The sequence below is a fragment of the Streptomyces sp. P9-A4 genome (genome assembly GCF_036634195.1).
Lineage (GTDB): Bacteria > Actinomycetota > Actinomycetes > Streptomycetales > Streptomycetaceae > Streptomyces.
The window spans coordinates 3,177,676-3,192,973 of the sequence record NZ_JAZIFY010000001.1; the positions used below are offsets into that span (position 1 = coordinate 3,177,676).

The 15,298-nt window shown below is 71.8% G+C and carries 17 protein-coding genes; 10 read left to right on the plus strand and 7 right to left on the minus strand.

Annotated features, from left to right (window positions below):
* Positions 1 to 48: 48 nt before the first annotated feature.
* Positions 49 to 651 carry a TIGR03086 family metal-binding protein gene (locus V4Y03_RS14190; protein WP_332435159.1) on the minus strand — a complete coding sequence of 201 codons (603 nt, stop codon included), beginning with the start codon at positions 649 to 651 and terminating at the stop codon, positions 49 to 51.
* A gap of 80 nt (positions 652 to 731) precedes the next feature.
* Here V4Y03_RS14190 and V4Y03_RS14195 point away from each other — a divergent pair, with 80 nt between their 5' ends.
* On the plus strand, positions 732 to 1,589 hold the full coding sequence (locus V4Y03_RS14195; protein WP_317877578.1) for a helix-turn-helix domain-containing protein: 858 nt from the start codon (positions 732 to 734) through the stop codon (positions 1,587 to 1,589).
* A 14-nt stretch (positions 1,590 to 1,603) separates the two neighbouring features.
* Positions 1,604 to 2,140: a GNAT family N-acetyltransferase gene (locus V4Y03_RS14200; protein WP_332435160.1), complete on the plus strand. Its 537-nt coding sequence runs from the start codon at positions 1,604 to 1,606 to the stop codon at positions 2,138 to 2,140.
* On the opposite strand, the gene V4Y03_RS14205 is transcribed toward V4Y03_RS14200, so the two are convergent.
* Entirely contained in the window at positions 2,137 to 2,586 is a 450-nt protein-coding gene (locus V4Y03_RS14205; protein WP_317877579.1) for a GNAT family N-acetyltransferase, read from the minus strand. The genes V4Y03_RS14200 and V4Y03_RS14205 overlap by 4 nt on opposite strands.
* A gap of 138 nt (positions 2,587 to 2,724) precedes the next feature.
* Here V4Y03_RS14205 and V4Y03_RS14210 point away from each other — a divergent pair, with 138 nt between their 5' ends.
* Together V4Y03_RS14210 and V4Y03_RS14215 are read left to right on the plus strand one after the other, a co-directional pair.
* Positions 2,725 to 3,576, plus strand: a complete 852-nt coding sequence (locus V4Y03_RS14210; protein ID WP_332435161.1) for an NmrA family NAD(P)-binding protein — start codon at positions 2,725 to 2,727, stop codon at positions 3,574 to 3,576.
* Positions 3,577 to 3,653: 77 nt separating this feature from the next.
* Entirely contained in the window at positions 3,654 to 4,391 is a 738-nt protein-coding gene (locus V4Y03_RS14215; RefSeq protein ID WP_332435162.1) for a Mut7-C RNAse domain-containing protein, read from the plus strand.
* A 24-nt stretch (positions 4,392 to 4,415) separates the two neighbouring features.
* Here the strand turns inward: V4Y03_RS14215 and V4Y03_RS14220 are convergent, their stop codons facing one another.
* Entirely contained in the window at positions 4,416 to 4,901 is a 486-nt protein-coding gene (locus V4Y03_RS14220; protein WP_332435163.1) for a MarR family winged helix-turn-helix transcriptional regulator, read from the minus strand.
* A gap of 90 nt (positions 4,902 to 4,991) precedes the next feature.
* Positions 4,992 to 5,552, minus strand: coding sequence for a TetR/AcrR family transcriptional regulator (locus V4Y03_RS14225; RefSeq protein WP_332435164.1), 561 nt, complete (start codon positions 5,550 to 5,552; stop codon positions 4,992 to 4,994).
* A 115-nt stretch (positions 5,553 to 5,667) separates the two neighbouring features.
* Between V4Y03_RS14225 and V4Y03_RS14230 the strand changes: the two genes are divergently transcribed.
* Positions 5,668 to 7,092 (plus strand): FAD-dependent monooxygenase, encoded by a 1,425-nt coding sequence (locus tag V4Y03_RS14230; RefSeq protein ID WP_332435165.1) that lies wholly within the window; start codon positions 5,668 to 5,670, stop codon positions 7,090 to 7,092.
* Between the two features lie 28 nt (positions 7,093 to 7,120).
* Here V4Y03_RS14230 and V4Y03_RS14235 read toward each other — a convergent pair whose 3' ends face one another.
* A complete protein-coding gene (locus V4Y03_RS14235) occupies positions 7,121 to 7,603 on the minus strand; it encodes a hypothetical protein (protein WP_317874873.1) in 483 nt (160 codons plus the stop codon).
* Between the two features lie 75 nt (positions 7,604 to 7,678).
* Between V4Y03_RS14235 and V4Y03_RS14240 the strand changes: the two genes are divergently transcribed.
* Together V4Y03_RS14240 and V4Y03_RS14245 are read left to right on the plus strand one after the other, a co-directional pair.
* Positions 7,679 to 8,014 carry a YnfA family protein gene (locus V4Y03_RS14240; RefSeq protein WP_332435166.1) on the plus strand — a complete coding sequence of 112 codons (336 nt, stop codon included), beginning with the start codon at positions 7,679 to 7,681 and terminating at the stop codon, positions 8,012 to 8,014.
* Positions 8,015 to 8,082: 68 nt separating this feature from the next.
* Positions 8,083 to 8,847, plus strand: a complete 765-nt coding sequence (locus V4Y03_RS14245) for an SDR family NAD(P)-dependent oxidoreductase (RefSeq protein ID WP_332435167.1) — start codon at positions 8,083 to 8,085, stop codon at positions 8,845 to 8,847.
* A gap of 70 nt (positions 8,848 to 8,917) precedes the next feature.
* On the opposite strand, the gene V4Y03_RS14250 is transcribed toward V4Y03_RS14245, so the two are convergent.
* Positions 8,918 to 10,111, minus strand: a complete 1,194-nt coding sequence (locus tag V4Y03_RS14250) for an RtcB family protein (RefSeq protein WP_332435168.1) — start codon at positions 10,109 to 10,111, stop codon at positions 8,918 to 8,920.
* 174 nt (positions 10,112 to 10,285) lie between these two features.
* Here V4Y03_RS14250 and V4Y03_RS14255 point away from each other — a divergent pair, with 174 nt between their 5' ends.
* The 3 genes from V4Y03_RS14255 (at position 10,286) to V4Y03_RS14265 (ending at position 13,486) form a co-directional block, all read left to right on the plus strand.
* Positions 10,286 to 11,239 (plus strand): DUF3558 domain-containing protein, encoded by a 954-nt coding sequence (locus tag V4Y03_RS14255; RefSeq protein WP_332435169.1) that lies wholly within the window; start codon positions 10,286 to 10,288, stop codon positions 11,237 to 11,239.
* 122 nt (positions 11,240 to 11,361) lie between these two features.
* Positions 11,362 to 12,102: a DUF3558 domain-containing protein gene (locus tag V4Y03_RS14260; RefSeq protein WP_317874877.1), complete on the plus strand. Its 741-nt coding sequence runs from the start codon at positions 11,362 to 11,364 to the stop codon at positions 12,100 to 12,102.
* A gap of 121 nt (positions 12,103 to 12,223) precedes the next feature.
* Positions 12,224 to 13,486, plus strand: coding sequence for a DUF2637 domain-containing protein (locus tag V4Y03_RS14265; RefSeq protein WP_332435170.1), 1,263 nt, complete (start codon positions 12,224 to 12,226; stop codon positions 13,484 to 13,486).
* A gap of 84 nt (positions 13,487 to 13,570) precedes the next feature.
* Here V4Y03_RS14265 and lysS read toward each other — a convergent pair whose 3' ends face one another.
* A complete protein-coding gene (gene lysS / locus V4Y03_RS14270; protein WP_317874879.1) occupies positions 13,571 to 15,295 on the minus strand; it encodes a lysine--tRNA ligase in 1,725 nt (574 codons plus the stop codon).
* Positions 15,296 to 15,298 lie beyond the last annotated feature (3 nt).

Genomic DNA, 15,298 nt, shown 5'->3' on the forward strand with positions numbered 1-15,298 from the left:
CAGACGGACACGGGCGGCTCGGGCTTCGGCTCGGACCAGAACTCCGGCTCAGGCCTTCCAGCCGCGCGGATCGCGGCCCGTGGTCGCGAGCAGCCGCTCGAAGGCGGTGGCGTCGGCGGGCTGCTCGGCGGCCTCTCCGAAGACGCCTGCCTGACGGGCCATGGGCGCCATCCGCTCCACCTCCTCGGCGAGCCCGGCGACCACCGCCGGGTCGGGCTCGAAGGTCCGTCCGGTGGCACGGGCCAGGTCCCAGGCGTGGACGGTCAGATCGAGCAGCACCATGGAGCCGACGGTCCGCGCGGGCAGGCCGAGGGATCCCGAGGTGCCCTCCTCGGCGCCGGGCGCGGACCAGGCCTCGGCGAGCTTCCCGGTCTCGTTCTCGAAGCGCCCGCGCCAGTCGGCCTCGGCGAGCCGGTCCGGGGTGTCGGAGAAGTCGGCGGACCGTTTCGCGGCGAGGTCCTGGAAGTTCACGACCACGGCGAAGAGGTGGTTCAGCAGGGCGCGTACGTCGTACTCGGCGCAGGGCGTGGGCGCTCCGAACGACGTGTCGGGGGTGTCCCTGACCAGGGGCGCGGCATCTGCGGCGGCACTGCGGAGCAGGTCACCGATGGGAAGCCGGACCCCGTCCGCCGGGGGTGTCTTGGGCGTCATGGGGCGACGTTAGGCGAGCATGCCCACCCCCGTCTTGAAGAAACACGCCAAGGCGGGAACCCGCCCCCTAGCATCGGAGGATGTCCGACTCCGCACCGCGCAGGGACACCCGGGGCATCGTCGACCCCGCCGAACTGCTCTCCCGCGTCCGCTTCCGCCGCCACGCCCCGGCGCCGGAGCTGCGGGCCTTCCTGGAGCACTACTGGCTGATCGACTGGGACCTGGAGGAGCCGTACGCGAGCCACCTCGTCCCGCACCCTTCGGTGAACATCGTCTTCCAGCGGTACGGGCCGCTCGGCGCCCCGGCCGGGTCCACGCGCGCGTCCGCCGAGGTCTCGGGGATCGGGCTCGGCCTCTTCACCCAGAAGCTGGAGGAGTCGGGCCGGGTCTGCGGGGTGCAGTTCCGCCCCGGCGGCTTCCGCCCGTTCGCGCCCGCGTGGCCGGTGTCGACCTGGACGGGCCGCAGGGTCCCCCTGACCGAGGTGTTCCCGGACGCGGGCGCGGACGCGAGTGCCGACGTCCTCTCCCCCGACGACGACCACGCGCGCGTGGCGACGCTCGACGCGTTCCTCCTGGGCCACGGTCCCGCCCCCGATCCGGCGGCCGACCAGGCCATGGAGCTCGTCGACCTGGTCCGCGCGGACCGCACGGTCCGCAGGGTGTCCCAACTGGCCGCCGCGACCGGCCTCTCGGCACGTTCGCTGCAACGCCTGTTCTCGTCCCACGTCGGCGTGGGCCCGAAGTGGGTGATCCTGCGCTACCGCATCCACGAGGCCCTGGAGCGTGCCGAGGCCGCGGAGACGGCCGGCGGCGACCCGGACTGGGCCGGCCTCGCGGCGGAGCTGGGCTACAGCGACCAGGCCCATCTCGTACGGGACTTCACCGCGACGATCGGGGTGCCGCCGACGGCGTACGCCCGGGGACTGTCAGCCCCCTGACCTACCGTACGGAGATGGACAACGACATCTCACCGGTACGCCTCGAAGCGTGGTCCGAGGGCGACGGCGAGCTCCTGCGCGCCCTGAACGCACCGGAGCTGACGGAGCACCTGGGCGGCCCGGAGACCGAGGAGCAGCTCGTCCTGCGCCACCGGAAGTACGTGGGCATGAGCGCCCAGGAACCGGGCGCGGGGCGGATGTTCCGGATCGTGCTGCTGCCGGAGGAGGCCGTGGTGGGCAGCATCGGGTTCTGGGTGCGGACCGGGGACGGCGAACCGACGTACGAGACCGGGTGGGCCGTGCTGCCGGGCTTCCAGGGCCGGGGGGTGGCGACGGCCGCCACGCGCGCGGTGGCCGGGGAGGCCCGGCGGGCGGGTCTCCACCGCTTCCTGCACGCGTACCCGTCGACGGACAACGGCGCGTCGAACGCGGTGTGCCGCAAGGCGGGGTTCGAGCTGCTCGGCGAGCGGGACTTCGAGTACCCGCCGGGGCACCCGATGCGCTGCAACGACTGGCGCCTGGAGCTGACGGAACCGGACGACAGGCCCTAGGCCGGCTCCTCCGGTGCGGTGAGCGGCCGGGTGAAGTGGAAGGCCACGATGTCGAAGCGCTCGCGCAGATAGAAGCGGTGGGCCCCGGTGCGATGGGTGCCGGAGTCCAGGTTGAGCTCGTGGCAGCCGGCGGCGCGGGCGTGGTCGTCCAGATGGGCGACGAGCGCGTGGCCGACGCCGGTGGAGCGGCTGGCGGCTGCGGTCACGAGGTCGTCGACGTAGAGATTGCGCAGGGAGCTGGTGTTGTCGACGATCCGCCAGCCGGCCGCGCCGACGCAGCGGCCGTCGTCCGCGTAGGCGGCGCTGAACCGCAGCCCCTGCGGGTGCCCTGCCCGGTACACCTCGCGGAAGAGGTCCGGGGTGAGGTGGGGGCGGAGTTCGGAGAGGACCGGCAGGAGGTCGCTCTCCAGCCGGGGGTCGCCGGGTTCGAGGTCGATGATCTTCATGGCGGGACCGTACCTCAGGGTTTTGTCGGGGTTGACGCACCGTGCACCACCCTGGATATTTATCTGCATGACGCAGATGATGCGCCACGCAGCGGAATTCGCCCTGCCGCTGCATCCACCTCCGGAAGGACAGCTCCCATGACCGTTCTCGTCACCGGCAGCCGCGGCCGTGTCGCCTCCACCCTGCTCGGACTGCTCGACACCGCGGGCATCAAAGCCAGAGCCGGCTCCAAGAACCCGGCGGACCTCTCCCCACCGCCCGGGGTGGACACCGTGCGCTGCGACCTCGCCGATCCGGCCACCTTCGACGCCGCGCTGGACGGCGCCGACTCCGTCTTCCTCTACGCCGAGGCCACCCACGCCGAGGCCTTCGCGGACCGGGCCCGCGCCGCCGGCGTCGAGCACGTCGTCCTCCTCTCCTCCAGCTCAGTCCTCGCCCCGGACGCCGAGGAGAACCCGATCGCCGCCTCCCACCTCACAGCCGAGCGCGCCCTCTCCGCCGCAGCGGAGGCCGGAGCCTTCCGGGCCACCCACCTCCGGCCGGGCGCGTTCGCCACCAACACCCTGCAATGGGTCCCTTCGCTCAGGGACGGACGGGGACCCGCCCTGCCCCACCCCGACACGTACGGGGACCCGATCCACGAGCGCGATGTCGCCGAAGCCGCCTTCGCGGTGCTCACCGAGCCCCGGCTGCGGGGCTCCTCGTATCTGCTGACGGGTCCCGAGTCGCTGACCTTCGTCGAGCAGCTGGCGATCCTCGCCGAGGTGACGGGGAGACCTGCTCCCCACACGGTGGTGACGCCCGAGCAGTGGAAGGACTCCGTCGCCGCCTACCTGCCGGAGGCCTTCGCCGACGCCCTGCTGTCCTACTGGGCCGCGCACGACGGCCGGCCGACACCCGTGACCCACACCGTCGAGGAACTCACCGGCCACCCGGCCCGCACCTTCGCCCAGTGGGTCACCGACCACGAGGAGGCCTTCCGCCCCTGACCACGCCCACCGCACCGGGACCCCGCCCGCGACGAATTCCCTGGCCGCCCCGCCCGCCCCGGTGCCATCCTGTCCCCGTGAACGGACCGGAGATCCACATCAGTTTCGCCCCCGGCCTGGGGCTGTTCGTCGCGGCGGACCGCCGCTCGGGCGCGACGCCCCTCACCACCGACGGCACTTCCTCGCTCGGCCATGTCGTGGAGTCCCTCGGCGTGCCGCTGACCGAGGCCGGGCGGCTCCTGGTCGACGGGCGGCCCGTCGACACCTCGCACGTCCCGGCGGCGGGCGAGACGGTCGAGGTGGAGAGCGTCGCCCGCCCGCAGCCGGTGCCGGGCGCCCCGCTCCGGTTCCTGCTCGACGTGCACCTCGGCACGCTGGCCAGGCGGCTGCGCCTGCTCGGGGTGGACGCCGCGTACGAGAGCGAGGACATCGGCGACCCCGCCCTCGCCGCGCTCTCGGCCCGGGACCGGCGCGTGATGCTCTCGCGGGACCGCGGTCTGCTGCGCCGCCGCGAACTGTGGGCGGGCGCCTACGTCTACAGCGACCGGCCGGAGGACCAGTTGCGGGACGTCCTGGAGCGCTTCGCCCCGCGGCTCGCACCCTGGACGCGCTGCACCGCGTGCAACGGAGAGCTGAGCGGCGCCGACAAGGACGCGGTCCGCGAGCGCCTGGAGCTGGGCACGGAGAAGACGTACGACGTGTTCGCCGAATGCGTCGAGTGCGGCAGGGTCTACTGGCGCGGCGCGCACCACCACCGCCTGGAGACGATCGTCTCCGACGCGGTACGGGAGTTCGGCGGGACCGCGGCCGGCTGACGGGGACGGCCGGCCCGCTCCCGGTCAGCCGAGGTCGCCGCCGCGCAGCCGCTCGATCTGTGCGGCGCTGACCTCGACGGTCCGCCGCATATGGGCGATGAGCAGGGCCAGCTCTGCGTCGCTGTAGACGTCGAACATCGTGCCCCAGGCGCCGTTGAGCTTGCGCCACAGGGCGCCGAGCTCCGCGATCCGTTCGGGCACGAGCGCGACCAGGACCCGGCGCCGGTCCTCGGTGTCGCGTTCGCGCGTCACATAGCCGGACCGTTCGAGGCGGTCGACGAGCCGGGTGGCCGAGCCCGTGGTGAGACCGGTCAGCTCGGCGACCCGGCCGGTGGTCACCGGCGCCTCTTCGAGGCTGAGCAGGTTCAGGCACTGCACATCGGTCGGGTGGAGCCCCAGGTGGTCGGCGACGGCCTGGTTGAACAGGGCGTACGCGGCCATGTAGCGGCGTGCCTCCCCGAACAGCTCGGTCATCAGGGCGTCGCGCCGGACGGAACTCTTCTGCGGCATGCAGAGAGTGTACGAACCAGGCACCGCTCGCACGGGCCCGCGCCGTGCACCACTCGCACCGGCGCGCGCCTCGCCTCAGGACGACCCTCCTCAGGGCGCCTCGGCGGTGAGGTAGCGCTGCACGGTCGGGCCGAGCCAGGCCACGATCTCCTCGGGGGACATCTCGACGGCGGGCGGCAGCCGCAGCACATAGCGGGTGAGCGCCATGCCGAGGATCTGGGAGGCGACGAGCGCGGCACGTTGCGGGGCCTCCGCCGGGTCGGGGCAGACGCCCCGGGTCACGGGCCCGAGCTGCTGGGCGAAGATCTCCTGCATCCGCTCGGCCCCGGCCGCGTTGGTGACGCCGACCCGCAGCATCCCGGTGAGGACCTCGTCCCGTTCCCAGCGCTCGATGAAGTGGGTGACCAGGACGGCGCCGATGTGCCGCGCGGGCAGCGAACCCAGCTCGGGCAGGCCGATGTCGATCTCGGAGGCGGCCGCGAACAGGCCCTCCTTGTTGCCGTAGTAGCGCATGACCATCGACGGATCGATCCCGGCGTCCCGGGCGATGGCCCGGATGGTGGCGCGGTCGTATCCGTCGGAGGCGAAGCGCTCACGGGCGGCTTCCAGGATGGCGGCCCTGGTGACGTCGGAGCGGCGGGCGGTGGTCATGTCAACGACTGTAGGCCAACAGGCGTTGACATTCCATTCGAACCACCTCTACATTTGCCAACAAGCGTTGACCAACAGTTGTTGGCCAACGGTCGTGGGCACCCTGGAGGCAGCCATGAGCACCACGGAGAAGACGGACACGGACGTACTGGTCGTCGGCGCGGGCCCCACCGGTCTGCTGCTCGCCGGCGACCTCGCCACCGCGGGCATCGGCGTCACCCTGGTCGAGCGCCGCCCGCACGGCCTCAGCAACATGACCCGCGCCTTCGGCGTCCACGCCCGCACACTGGAGCAGTTGGACGCCCGCGGCCTCGCGGACGAACTCCTCACCACCGGCACCACCCTGGACCGCGCCCGGCTCTTCGGCGCCCTCGACCTCGACCTCACCCGGCTGCCCAGCCGCTTCAACCACCTGCTCGTCACCCCGCAGTACGAGGTGGAGCGCCTCCTGGAGCGCCGCGCGGTGTCCGCCGGGGTCACCTTCCGGTACGGGACGGAGCTGCGCGGCCTGCGCCAGGACGCCGGCACGGTCACCGCGGAGCTCACCGACCCGGACGGGGCGCCGCTCACCCTCACCGCCCGCCAACTGGTCGGCGCGGACGGGGTCCGCAGCGCGGTCCGCACCGCCCTGGGCCTGCCCTTCCCCGGCGGCTCCGTGATCCGCTCCCTCGTCCTCGCCGACGTCCGCCTGGCCGAGGAGCCCGCCGAGTCGTTCACCGTCAGCGGCTCCGGCGACAGCTTCGCCTTCCTCGCCCCCTTCGGCGACGGCTGGTACCGGGTGATGGGCTGGAGCCGCACCCGCCAGGTCGCCGACAGCGAGCCCGTCGACCTCGACGAGGTCCGCGAGATCGCCCGCCTCGCCTTCGGCACCGACCACGGCATGCACGACCCGCGCTGGATCTCCCGCTTCCACAGCGACGAGCGCCAGGCACCGGCCTACCGGGTGGGCCGGGTCTTCCTCGCCGGAGACGCCGCCCACGTCCACTCCCCCGCCGGCGGCCAGGGCATGAACACCGGCCTCCAGGACGCCGCCAACCTCTCCTGGAAGCTCACCGCCGTCCTGCGTGGCGACGCCCCCGACCCCGAAGCCCTCCTCGACAGCTACCAGTCCGAGCGGCACCCGGTCGGCGCGATGGTGCTGCGCAGCAGCGGCGCGATCGTGCGCCTGGCGATGGCCCACACCCCGCTCACCCGCGCGGCCCGCACCCTCACCGCCCGCTTCCTGGGCGCGGTCCGGCCGGCCTCCGCCCGCGCCCTGGGCATGATCAGCGGAATCGGCATCGCCTACGCGCCCCCGGCCGGCGCCGCCCGCCCCGCGGGGCGCCGCGCACCGGACGCGCGACTGCGCGAGGGCCGGCTCTACGAGCTGCTGCGCCGGGGCGAGTTCGTCCTGATCGCCCCGGAGGGCGAGCCTCCGGCCCTGCCGGGGACCGCCCCGGTCGCTCCGGGACACCTCGTACGGGCCACCTGGACGGATCCGGCACGACGGACGGCGGTCCTGGTCCGCCCCGACGGCTACGTCCAGTGGACGAGCCGTTGAGCACCCGGCCCGGCCGCCACCCCGGCCGTCAGAAGACGTACGGGTCGCCGGTGGCCAGCACGAGGACGCGATGCCGGTCGTTCCCGGGGTTCCGGTCGGCCACCCCGTCCCGCCAGGCGGTGCTGATCTCCACGGTCAGCTCGTCCGGGAGACCGGCGGTCCGCAGGTCGAGCGCCAGCTCGCCGGCACCTCCCATGGCCGGCAGTTCGCCCGTCCGGCAGGACACCACCCGGTCGCTGCTCCACAGACAGGCCGACGGCAGCTCCTGGCCGCCCGCCATCGACTCGGAGAAGGCGAGCCGGACGGTCGCCTGGGGGACATCGCTGGGGCCGAGGTTCTCGCTGACCAGCCACACCCCGACCCGCCCGTCCCAGAGGGAGACATGACCGTGATGGGCCAGATCCGCCTCGGGCCCGACCACCGGCCCCACGGCGCCGGCACCCGGGCCCGCACCCATCACCACGGCCGCCGCGAGAACGACCCCGAGCACACCCTTCCGCATTCCATGCATAGGGCCAAAATACCCACAGATCATCTCATATTCTGACAACCTGTCAGCCAGCGTGTCTCATGGGACGCTGCCCTCATGATCACCGCCCGTTCCCTCGCCCTCTTCGTCCTCGCCGCCCTCTTCGAGATCGGCGGCGCCTGGCTCGTCTGGCAGGGCGTCCGCGAGCACCGGGGCTGGATCTGGATCGGCGGCGGAGTCCTCGCCCTCGGCGTGTACGGCTTCGTCGCGACCCTCCAGCCCGACGCCGAGTTCGGCCGCGTCCTCGCGGCCTACGGAGGAGTGTTCGTCGCCGGATCCCTCGCCTGGGGCATGGTGGCCGACGGCTACCGGCCCGACCGCTGGGACGTCATCGGCGCACTCGTCTGCCTCGCCGGAATGGCCTTGATCATGTACGCCCCGCGAGGCCGCTGACCGGCGCCCCGTCCTATCCTGACCGGGCGATCGACGTATTCGACCACCTGCGCGAGGAGCACCACGTCATGACTGCCCCCGGTACCCCCATCGCCGTCATCACCGGAGCGAGCAGCGGAATCGGCGCGGCCACGGCCAGGCAGCTGGCCGCCGCCGGCTACCGCGTGGTGCTCACCGCCCGGCGCAAGGACCGCATCGAGGACCTGGCCGCCGAGATCAACGAAGCCGGCCACCAGGCCACCGCCTACGCCCTGGACGTCACCGACCGCGCCGCCGTCGACGAGTTCGCCACCGCCTTCAACAGCCTCGCCGTCCTCGTCAACAACGCGGGCGGCGCCCTTGGCGCGGACCCCGTCGCCACCGGCGACCCGGCCGACTGGCGCCAGATGTACGAGGTCAACGTCATCGGCACGCTGAACGTGACACAGGCCCTGCTCCCGGCCCTCACCGCGAGCGGCGACGGCACGGTCGTCGTCCTCTCCTCCACCGCCGGCCACTCCACCTACGAGGGCGGCGCCGGCTACGTGGCCGCCAAGAACGGCGCCCGCGTCCTCGCCGAGACCCTCCGCCTGGAGATCGTCGGCACCCCGGTCCGCGTCATCGAGATCGCCCCCGGCATGGTCAAGACCGACGAGTTCGCCGCCACCCGCTTCCGCGGCGACACCGAAAAGGCGGCGAAGGTCTACGCGGGCGTGGCGGCCCCCCTCACGGCGGACGACGTGGCCGACACCATCACCTGGGCCTGCACCCGCCCCCCGCACGTCAACATCGACCTCCTGGTAGTCCGCCCCCGAGCCCAGGCCTCCAACACCAAGGTCCACCGCGAGCTGTAGGACGACAGGGCGAAGGGAGGGGCCGGCGCACCGCGCCACCCCCTCCCTTCCACCCCCGTGAAGCGGCGGCTCAGCCCTTCACGCAGATGACCTGCTTCAGCTTGGCGACGACCTCCACGAGGTCCCGCTGCTGTTCCATCACCTGCTCGATCGGCTTGTACGCGCCCGGGATCTCGTCCACGACGCCGGAGTCCTTGCGGCACTCCACACCCCGCGTCTGCTCCTCCAGGTCCCGCACCGTGAAGCGACGCTTCGCCTCGCTCCGGCTCATCCGCCGCCCCGCACCGTGCGAGGCGGAGTTGAAGGCCTTCTCGTTGCCGAGCCCCTTCACGATGTACGAGCTCGTGCCCATCGAGCCCGGGATGATCCCGAACTCACCGGAGCCGGCCCGGATCGCACCCTTCCGCGTGACCAGCAGGTCCATGCCCTCGTACCGCTCCTCCGCCACGTAGTTGTGATGGCAGGAGATCACCGGATCGAAGGTCACCTTCGCCTTGCGGAACTCCCGGCGAAGGACCTCCTGGAAGAGCGCCATCATGACGGCCCGGTTGTACTTCGCGTAGTCCTGAGCCCAGTGGAGGTCGTTCCGATAGGCCGCCATCTGTGGGGTGTCAGCGACGAACACCGCCAGGTCCCTGTCCACCAAGCCCTGGTTGTGCGGCAGTTTCTGCGCCTCGCCGATGTGGTACTCGGCGAGTTCCTTGCCGATGTTGCGCGATCCGGAGTGAAGAACGAGCCACACGTCACCCTGCGCGCTTATGCAGAATTCCACATAGTGATTCCCCCCGCCGAGCGTTCCCATCTGCTGGGCAGCCCGCTCGCGACGGAACTTCACCGGATCGGCAACCGTGTCGAACCGCGCCCAGAAGTCCCCCCACCCCGCCGTCGGGAACTGGTACAGCCGCCCCGGGTCCACCTCCGTGCGGTGCAGGCCGCGCCCCACCGGGATCGCCTGCTCGATCTTCGAGCGGAGGCGGGACAGGTCGCCCGGCAGGTCGTTCGCCGTCAGTGAGGTCTTGACCGCCGACATCCCGCAGCCGATGTCCACACCGACCGCCGCCGGACAGACCGCACCCTGCATCGCGATCACCGAACCGACCGTCGCACCCTTGCCGTAGTGCACGTCCGGCATCACGGCCAGGCCCTTGATCCACGGCAGCGTCGCCACGTTCTGCAACTGCTGCATGGCACCGCCCTCCACCGTGGCGGGATCGGCCCACATCCGGATCGGCACCTTCGCTCCCGGCACCTCGACGTACGACATACTCCCTCGATTCCCCCGAAAAGTCTGATAACGCAAAAACCGGAGCCAAAGCCCGTACAGGTGACAGCGGACCGGCATCAACAGCTGCGTGTGCGATAGACATTGTGTCCATCGGCCGGGTTCGCGCGGCAAACAGTTTTCGGGAAAGACTTCGGGAGAAGGGAGCCTGGGACCGTGCAGCGAAAGAGGTACGCCCCCGGCCGCACCGGGTCCGCGGCTCGCACCGCCGTCGCCCTCGCCCTGGGCCTCGGCCTGGGCATCGGCCTCACCGGTTGCTCCAGCGGGACCCCCGCCGACGACATCGCCGTCGACGCCAAGGCCGGCCCAGCCGAGCCCGTCGCGCCCCCGGGCCGCTACCACACCCTCTTCGAGCCCTGCGGCTCCGTCCCGCAGGCCGCGCTCAAGGACATGCTCCCGGGTGCCGCCGCGCTGCCCGACCCCGAGCGGGGCAAGGCGTACCGCGGCTCCGCCGCCGTCACGTACGACACCGACCGGCGCGTCGGCTGCACGTGGAAGGCCGACACCCCCGACACCTCGCACCGGCTCGCCCTCGACATCGAGCGGGTCGTCTCGTACGACACCGCCGTCAGCGACGACGACCGGGCGCAGGAGGTGTACGTCCGCAAGCAGCTCGCGGCCGGCATCCCCCTGCCCGTGACACCGCAGCCCACGACGCCCCCGGCGTCACCGAGCACGGGCACGGGCGCGGGCGACGGCAAGGGCACCCGGCCCGGCCAGACCTCCCCCGGCGGCACCCCCTCGGACAAGGCCTCCACGAACGCCAGGACGACGAACGTCACGACGAACGCCGCCAAGGCCACCCCCGGCAACCCGGGCACCTCGGGCGCCCCCGCCGGCACCCCCACCCCCACCGTCGACCCCACCGGCCTCGAACCCCGCGTCCTCGAAGGCCTCGGCGAGATCGCGTACCTCGACGACGTCCTCAGCAAGGTCGGCGCGAACGGCCATCAGCGGGTCGTCAGCGTGGTGTTCCGCACATCCAACGTCATCGTGACCGTCTCCTACCGGGAGCAGACCAACGGCTCCGCGGAGGCCCCGGACAGCAAGGAACTGCAGGAAAAGGCCCGGAACCTGGCCCGGCTGCTCGCCGAACGGCTGGAGGAGTAGCCGTTCGTCTCCGCTCCGTGAGCGGACGGCGACCACGTAACGTGTCGGCGTACCCGTGGCCCCACGCCGTGGCCGTACCCGAGACCCACGCCGGACCAGTACGACAAGCGACTGAAGGAACCATGCAGCGAACCGCCCCGCGACTCACCCGCATACTCGCCTGCGCCGCCGTCCCGGTGATGCTCGTCGTCGCCGGCTGCTCCTCGGACTCCGGGGACTCCGGCGGCGCCGGTTCGACGGGGTCGAAGGACAAGGGCGCCGCGTCCGCCACCGCGACCCCCACGCCCTCGCAGACGACGAAGACGGTCGAGCCGGCGAAGTTCACGGAGCTGCCCCAGGCCTGCAAGGCGATCACCGCCAAGACCGTCGCCGCCCTGGTTCCCAAGGCGAAGACCAAGAGCGGCACGCCCGCCCCCTCCAGCGACCTCACCAGCCGCAGCGGCTGCTCGTGGAACGGCCTGGACGACAAGGGCGTGAAGGGCTCGCAGTACCGCTGGCTCGACGTGTCCTTCTACCGGTACGAGTCGGACACCTCCCTCGGCAGCGGCCAGGAGCGCGCCCAGGAGAACTTCACCAAGGAGCTCGGCAAGGTCCAGCAGACCGAGGGCGCCAAGAAGCTCCGCACCGCCCCGGCCCCCGGCATCGGCGAGGAGGCTCAGGCGGTCACGTACCAGCTGCGCAAGACGAACGAGGACTTCGTCTACACCTCCGTCGTGGCGCGCACGGGCAACGTCCTGGTGCTGCTCTCCTACAACGGCGCCGGTTACGCGGGCGCCGCCACCCCGAGCGAGGCATCGATCATCAAGGGCGCGACGACGGCGGCCAAGGAAGCCGTGGCCGCGGTCGTCGCAGCCAACAAGTAGTCACAAAACAGCGCAGACAGGCCTGTCGGCGCGGAGCCCGTCCCTCCCCCCGAGGGCCGGGCTTCGCGCACATGTGCCACTCTGTGCGCGCGGGATGTCGTTTGACGGGAGGGGATCGCGGGTGGCCGCGATGCAGCTGACACGCACACACCGAATACTCATCGGCCTCGTCATCGCCGGTGCGCTGATCATCGCGGGGATCGGTTTCGCGGGTTCGTACGCCGCCGTGCGGGAGCTCGCGCTGCAGAAGGGCTTCGGCACCTTCTCGTACTTCTTCCCGATCGGCATCGACGCGGGTATCTGTGTGCTGCTCGCCCTCGATCTGCTCCTGACCTGGCTCCGCATCCCGTTCCCGCTGCTCCGCCAGACCGCGTGGGTGCTGACGGCGGCGACGATCGCGTTCAACGGCGCGGCCGCCTGGCCGGACCCGCTGGGCGTCGGCATGCACGCGGTGATCCCGGTCCTGTTCGTGGTGGCCGTCGAGGCCGCGCGGCACGCGGTGGGCCGGATCGCGGACATCACGGCGGACAAGCACATGGAGGGCGTCCGGCTGACCCGCTGGCTGCTCTCCCCTGTGCCGACGTTCCGGCTGTGGCGCCGGATGAAGCTGTGGGAGCTGCGCTCGTACGAGCAGGTCATCAAGCTGGAGCAGGAGCGGCTGATCTACCAGGCGCGGCTGCAGGCCCGTTTCGGCCGCAGCTGGCGGCGCAAGGCGCCGGTGGAGGCGCTGATGCCGCTGCGGCTCGCGCGGTACGGGGTGCCGCTGGCGGAGACGGCCGCGGCGGGCCTGGCCGCGGCCGGCATCGAACCGGCCCTGCTGCCCCCGCAGCCGCAGGCACCGGCGCAGCTGCCCCAGCAGCCCCAGCCGCACCTCCAGCCCCAGTTGCAGCATGCAGCGCAGGCACCGCTGCCGCAGCAGCTTCCGCACCCTGGCCTTCCGCAGGGGGATGTGCCGGCAGCGCCCGTGAACCACGAGAGCCCGTGGTTCGACACGCAGCAGCTGTCCCCGGAGACGTACGAGGGCACGTACAACCCGCGGATCGTCGAGGGTCTGGAGCCCATGCCGGTCCCGGTCCCGCAGGGACCGGAGGATGTGCCTCCGTCGGGTCCCGAGGAGTTCGTCGAGTACCCCGAGTACGTGGAGCAGGTGGAGCCGCAGGAGCAGCAGGAGCCGCCGGCCGACGACTTCCGTGAGGTCGTCCACAAGCTCACCTGGGCGTACGCCGTGGAGCACAACCGCTTCCCGGAGGACCCGGAGCTCGAGCGCCAGGTGGCCGAGTACTACGGCGTCCAGCGGCTCCGCGATCCCGAGCTGCTGCACCGGCTGATTCCTGAGATCCAGCAGGAGATCCAGCGGGACATGACCGAGTACGACACTCCCTGACCGACCCAGCAGCGCGCAAAGGGGCCGCCACCCGGATCCGGGTGGCGGCCCCTTTCACGTACTCACGTACTCACGTACTCACGCTCACGCGCCGAGCAGCTTCCTCACTCGGTCCGCGCCCACCGCGAGCAGCAGCGTGGGCAGTCGCGGCCCGGTCTCGCGGCTGACCAGGAGCTTGTACAGCAGGGCGAAGAACGCGCGCTGCGCGAGCTTCAGCTCGGGCGTCGGCTTTGCCTCGGGGTCGAGACCGGCCAGCACCTTCGGGACGCCGTAGACGAGCGTGGTGAGCCCGTCGAGCGACCAGTGGGTGTCGAGGCCCGCCAGGAGGAGGCGGAGCGACTCGCGGCCCTCGTCGTCGAGGGAGCCGAGCAGCTCGGTGTCGGGCTCCTCGCGGACGATGGTGCGCTGGTCGGCCGGGACCTGGCTGGTGATCCAGTTCTCGGCGCGGTCCAGCCGCGGACGGACCTCGTCGAGGGAGGTGACCGGGTTCTCCGGGTCGAGCTCGGTCAGGATCCGCAGGGTCTGCTCGTCGTGGCCGGCGGTGATGTCCATGACCGAGGCGAGCGTCCGGTACGGCAGCGGGCGCGGGGTGCGCGGCAGCTCGCCGGCGGCCGTGCGGGCGGCACGGGCGTGCGCGGCGGCGTCCGCGGGCAGCACGCTGCCGTCCGCGACCTTGGCCTCCAGCTTGTCCCACTCGTCGTACAGCCGCTGGATCTCCTGGTCGAAGGCGATCTTGAACGACTGGTTGGGCCGACGACGGGCGTACAGCCAGCGGAGCAGCGGTGCTTCCATGATCTTCAGCGCGTCGGCGGCGGTCGGGACGCCACCGCGCGAGGAGGACATCTTGGCCATGCCGCTGATGCCGACGAAGGCGTACATCGGGCCGATCGGCTGGACGCCGTCGAAGATCTCGCGGACGATCTGGCCGCCGACGACGAAGGACGAGCCGGGCGAGGAGTGGTCGACGCCGGAGGGCTCGAAGATGACGCCCTCGTACGCCCAGCGCATCGGCCAGTCGACCTTCCAGACCAACTTGCCGCGGTTGAACTCGCTGAGCTTCACGGTCTCGGCGAAGCCGCAGTTGGCGCAGGTGTAGGCCAGCTCGGTGGTCTCGTCCTCGTACGACGTGACGGTCGTCAGGTCCTTCTCGCACTGCCCGCAGTACGGCTTGTACGGGAAGTAGCCCGAGGAGCCGCCGGAGCCGTCGTCCTCGCTCGCCGCGCCGGAGCCCTCCTCGGCCTCCAGCTCGGCTTCGTCGACAGGCTTCTGCGACTGCTTCTTCGGCGCCTTCTTCGTCCGGTACTGGTCGAGGATGGCGTCGATGTCACCGCGGTGCTTCATCGCGTGCAGGATCTGCTCGCGGTAGGTGCCCGCGGTGTACTGCTCGGTCTGGCTGATCGGGTCGTACTCGACGCCCAGCTCGGCCAGCGACTCGACCATGGCGGCCTTGAAGTGCTCGGCCCAGTTGGGGTGGGGGGAACCGGCGGGGGCCGGGACGGAGGTCAGCGGCTTGCCGATGTGCTCGGCCCAGGACGCGTCGATGCCCTCGATGCCGTTGGGCACCTTGCGGTAGCGGTCGTAGTCGTCCCAGGAGATGAGGTGCCTGACCTCGTACCCGCGGCGGCGGATCTCGTCGGCGACCAGGTGCGGGGTCATGACCTCGCGGAGGTTGCCCAGGTGGATCGGGCCGGACGGGGAGAGACCGGAGGCGACGACGACCGGTTTGCCAGGCGCACGTCGCTCCGACTCGGCGATGACCTCGTCCGCGAAACGGGAGACCCAGTCGGTCTCGGTGCTGCTCTGAGCCACGGT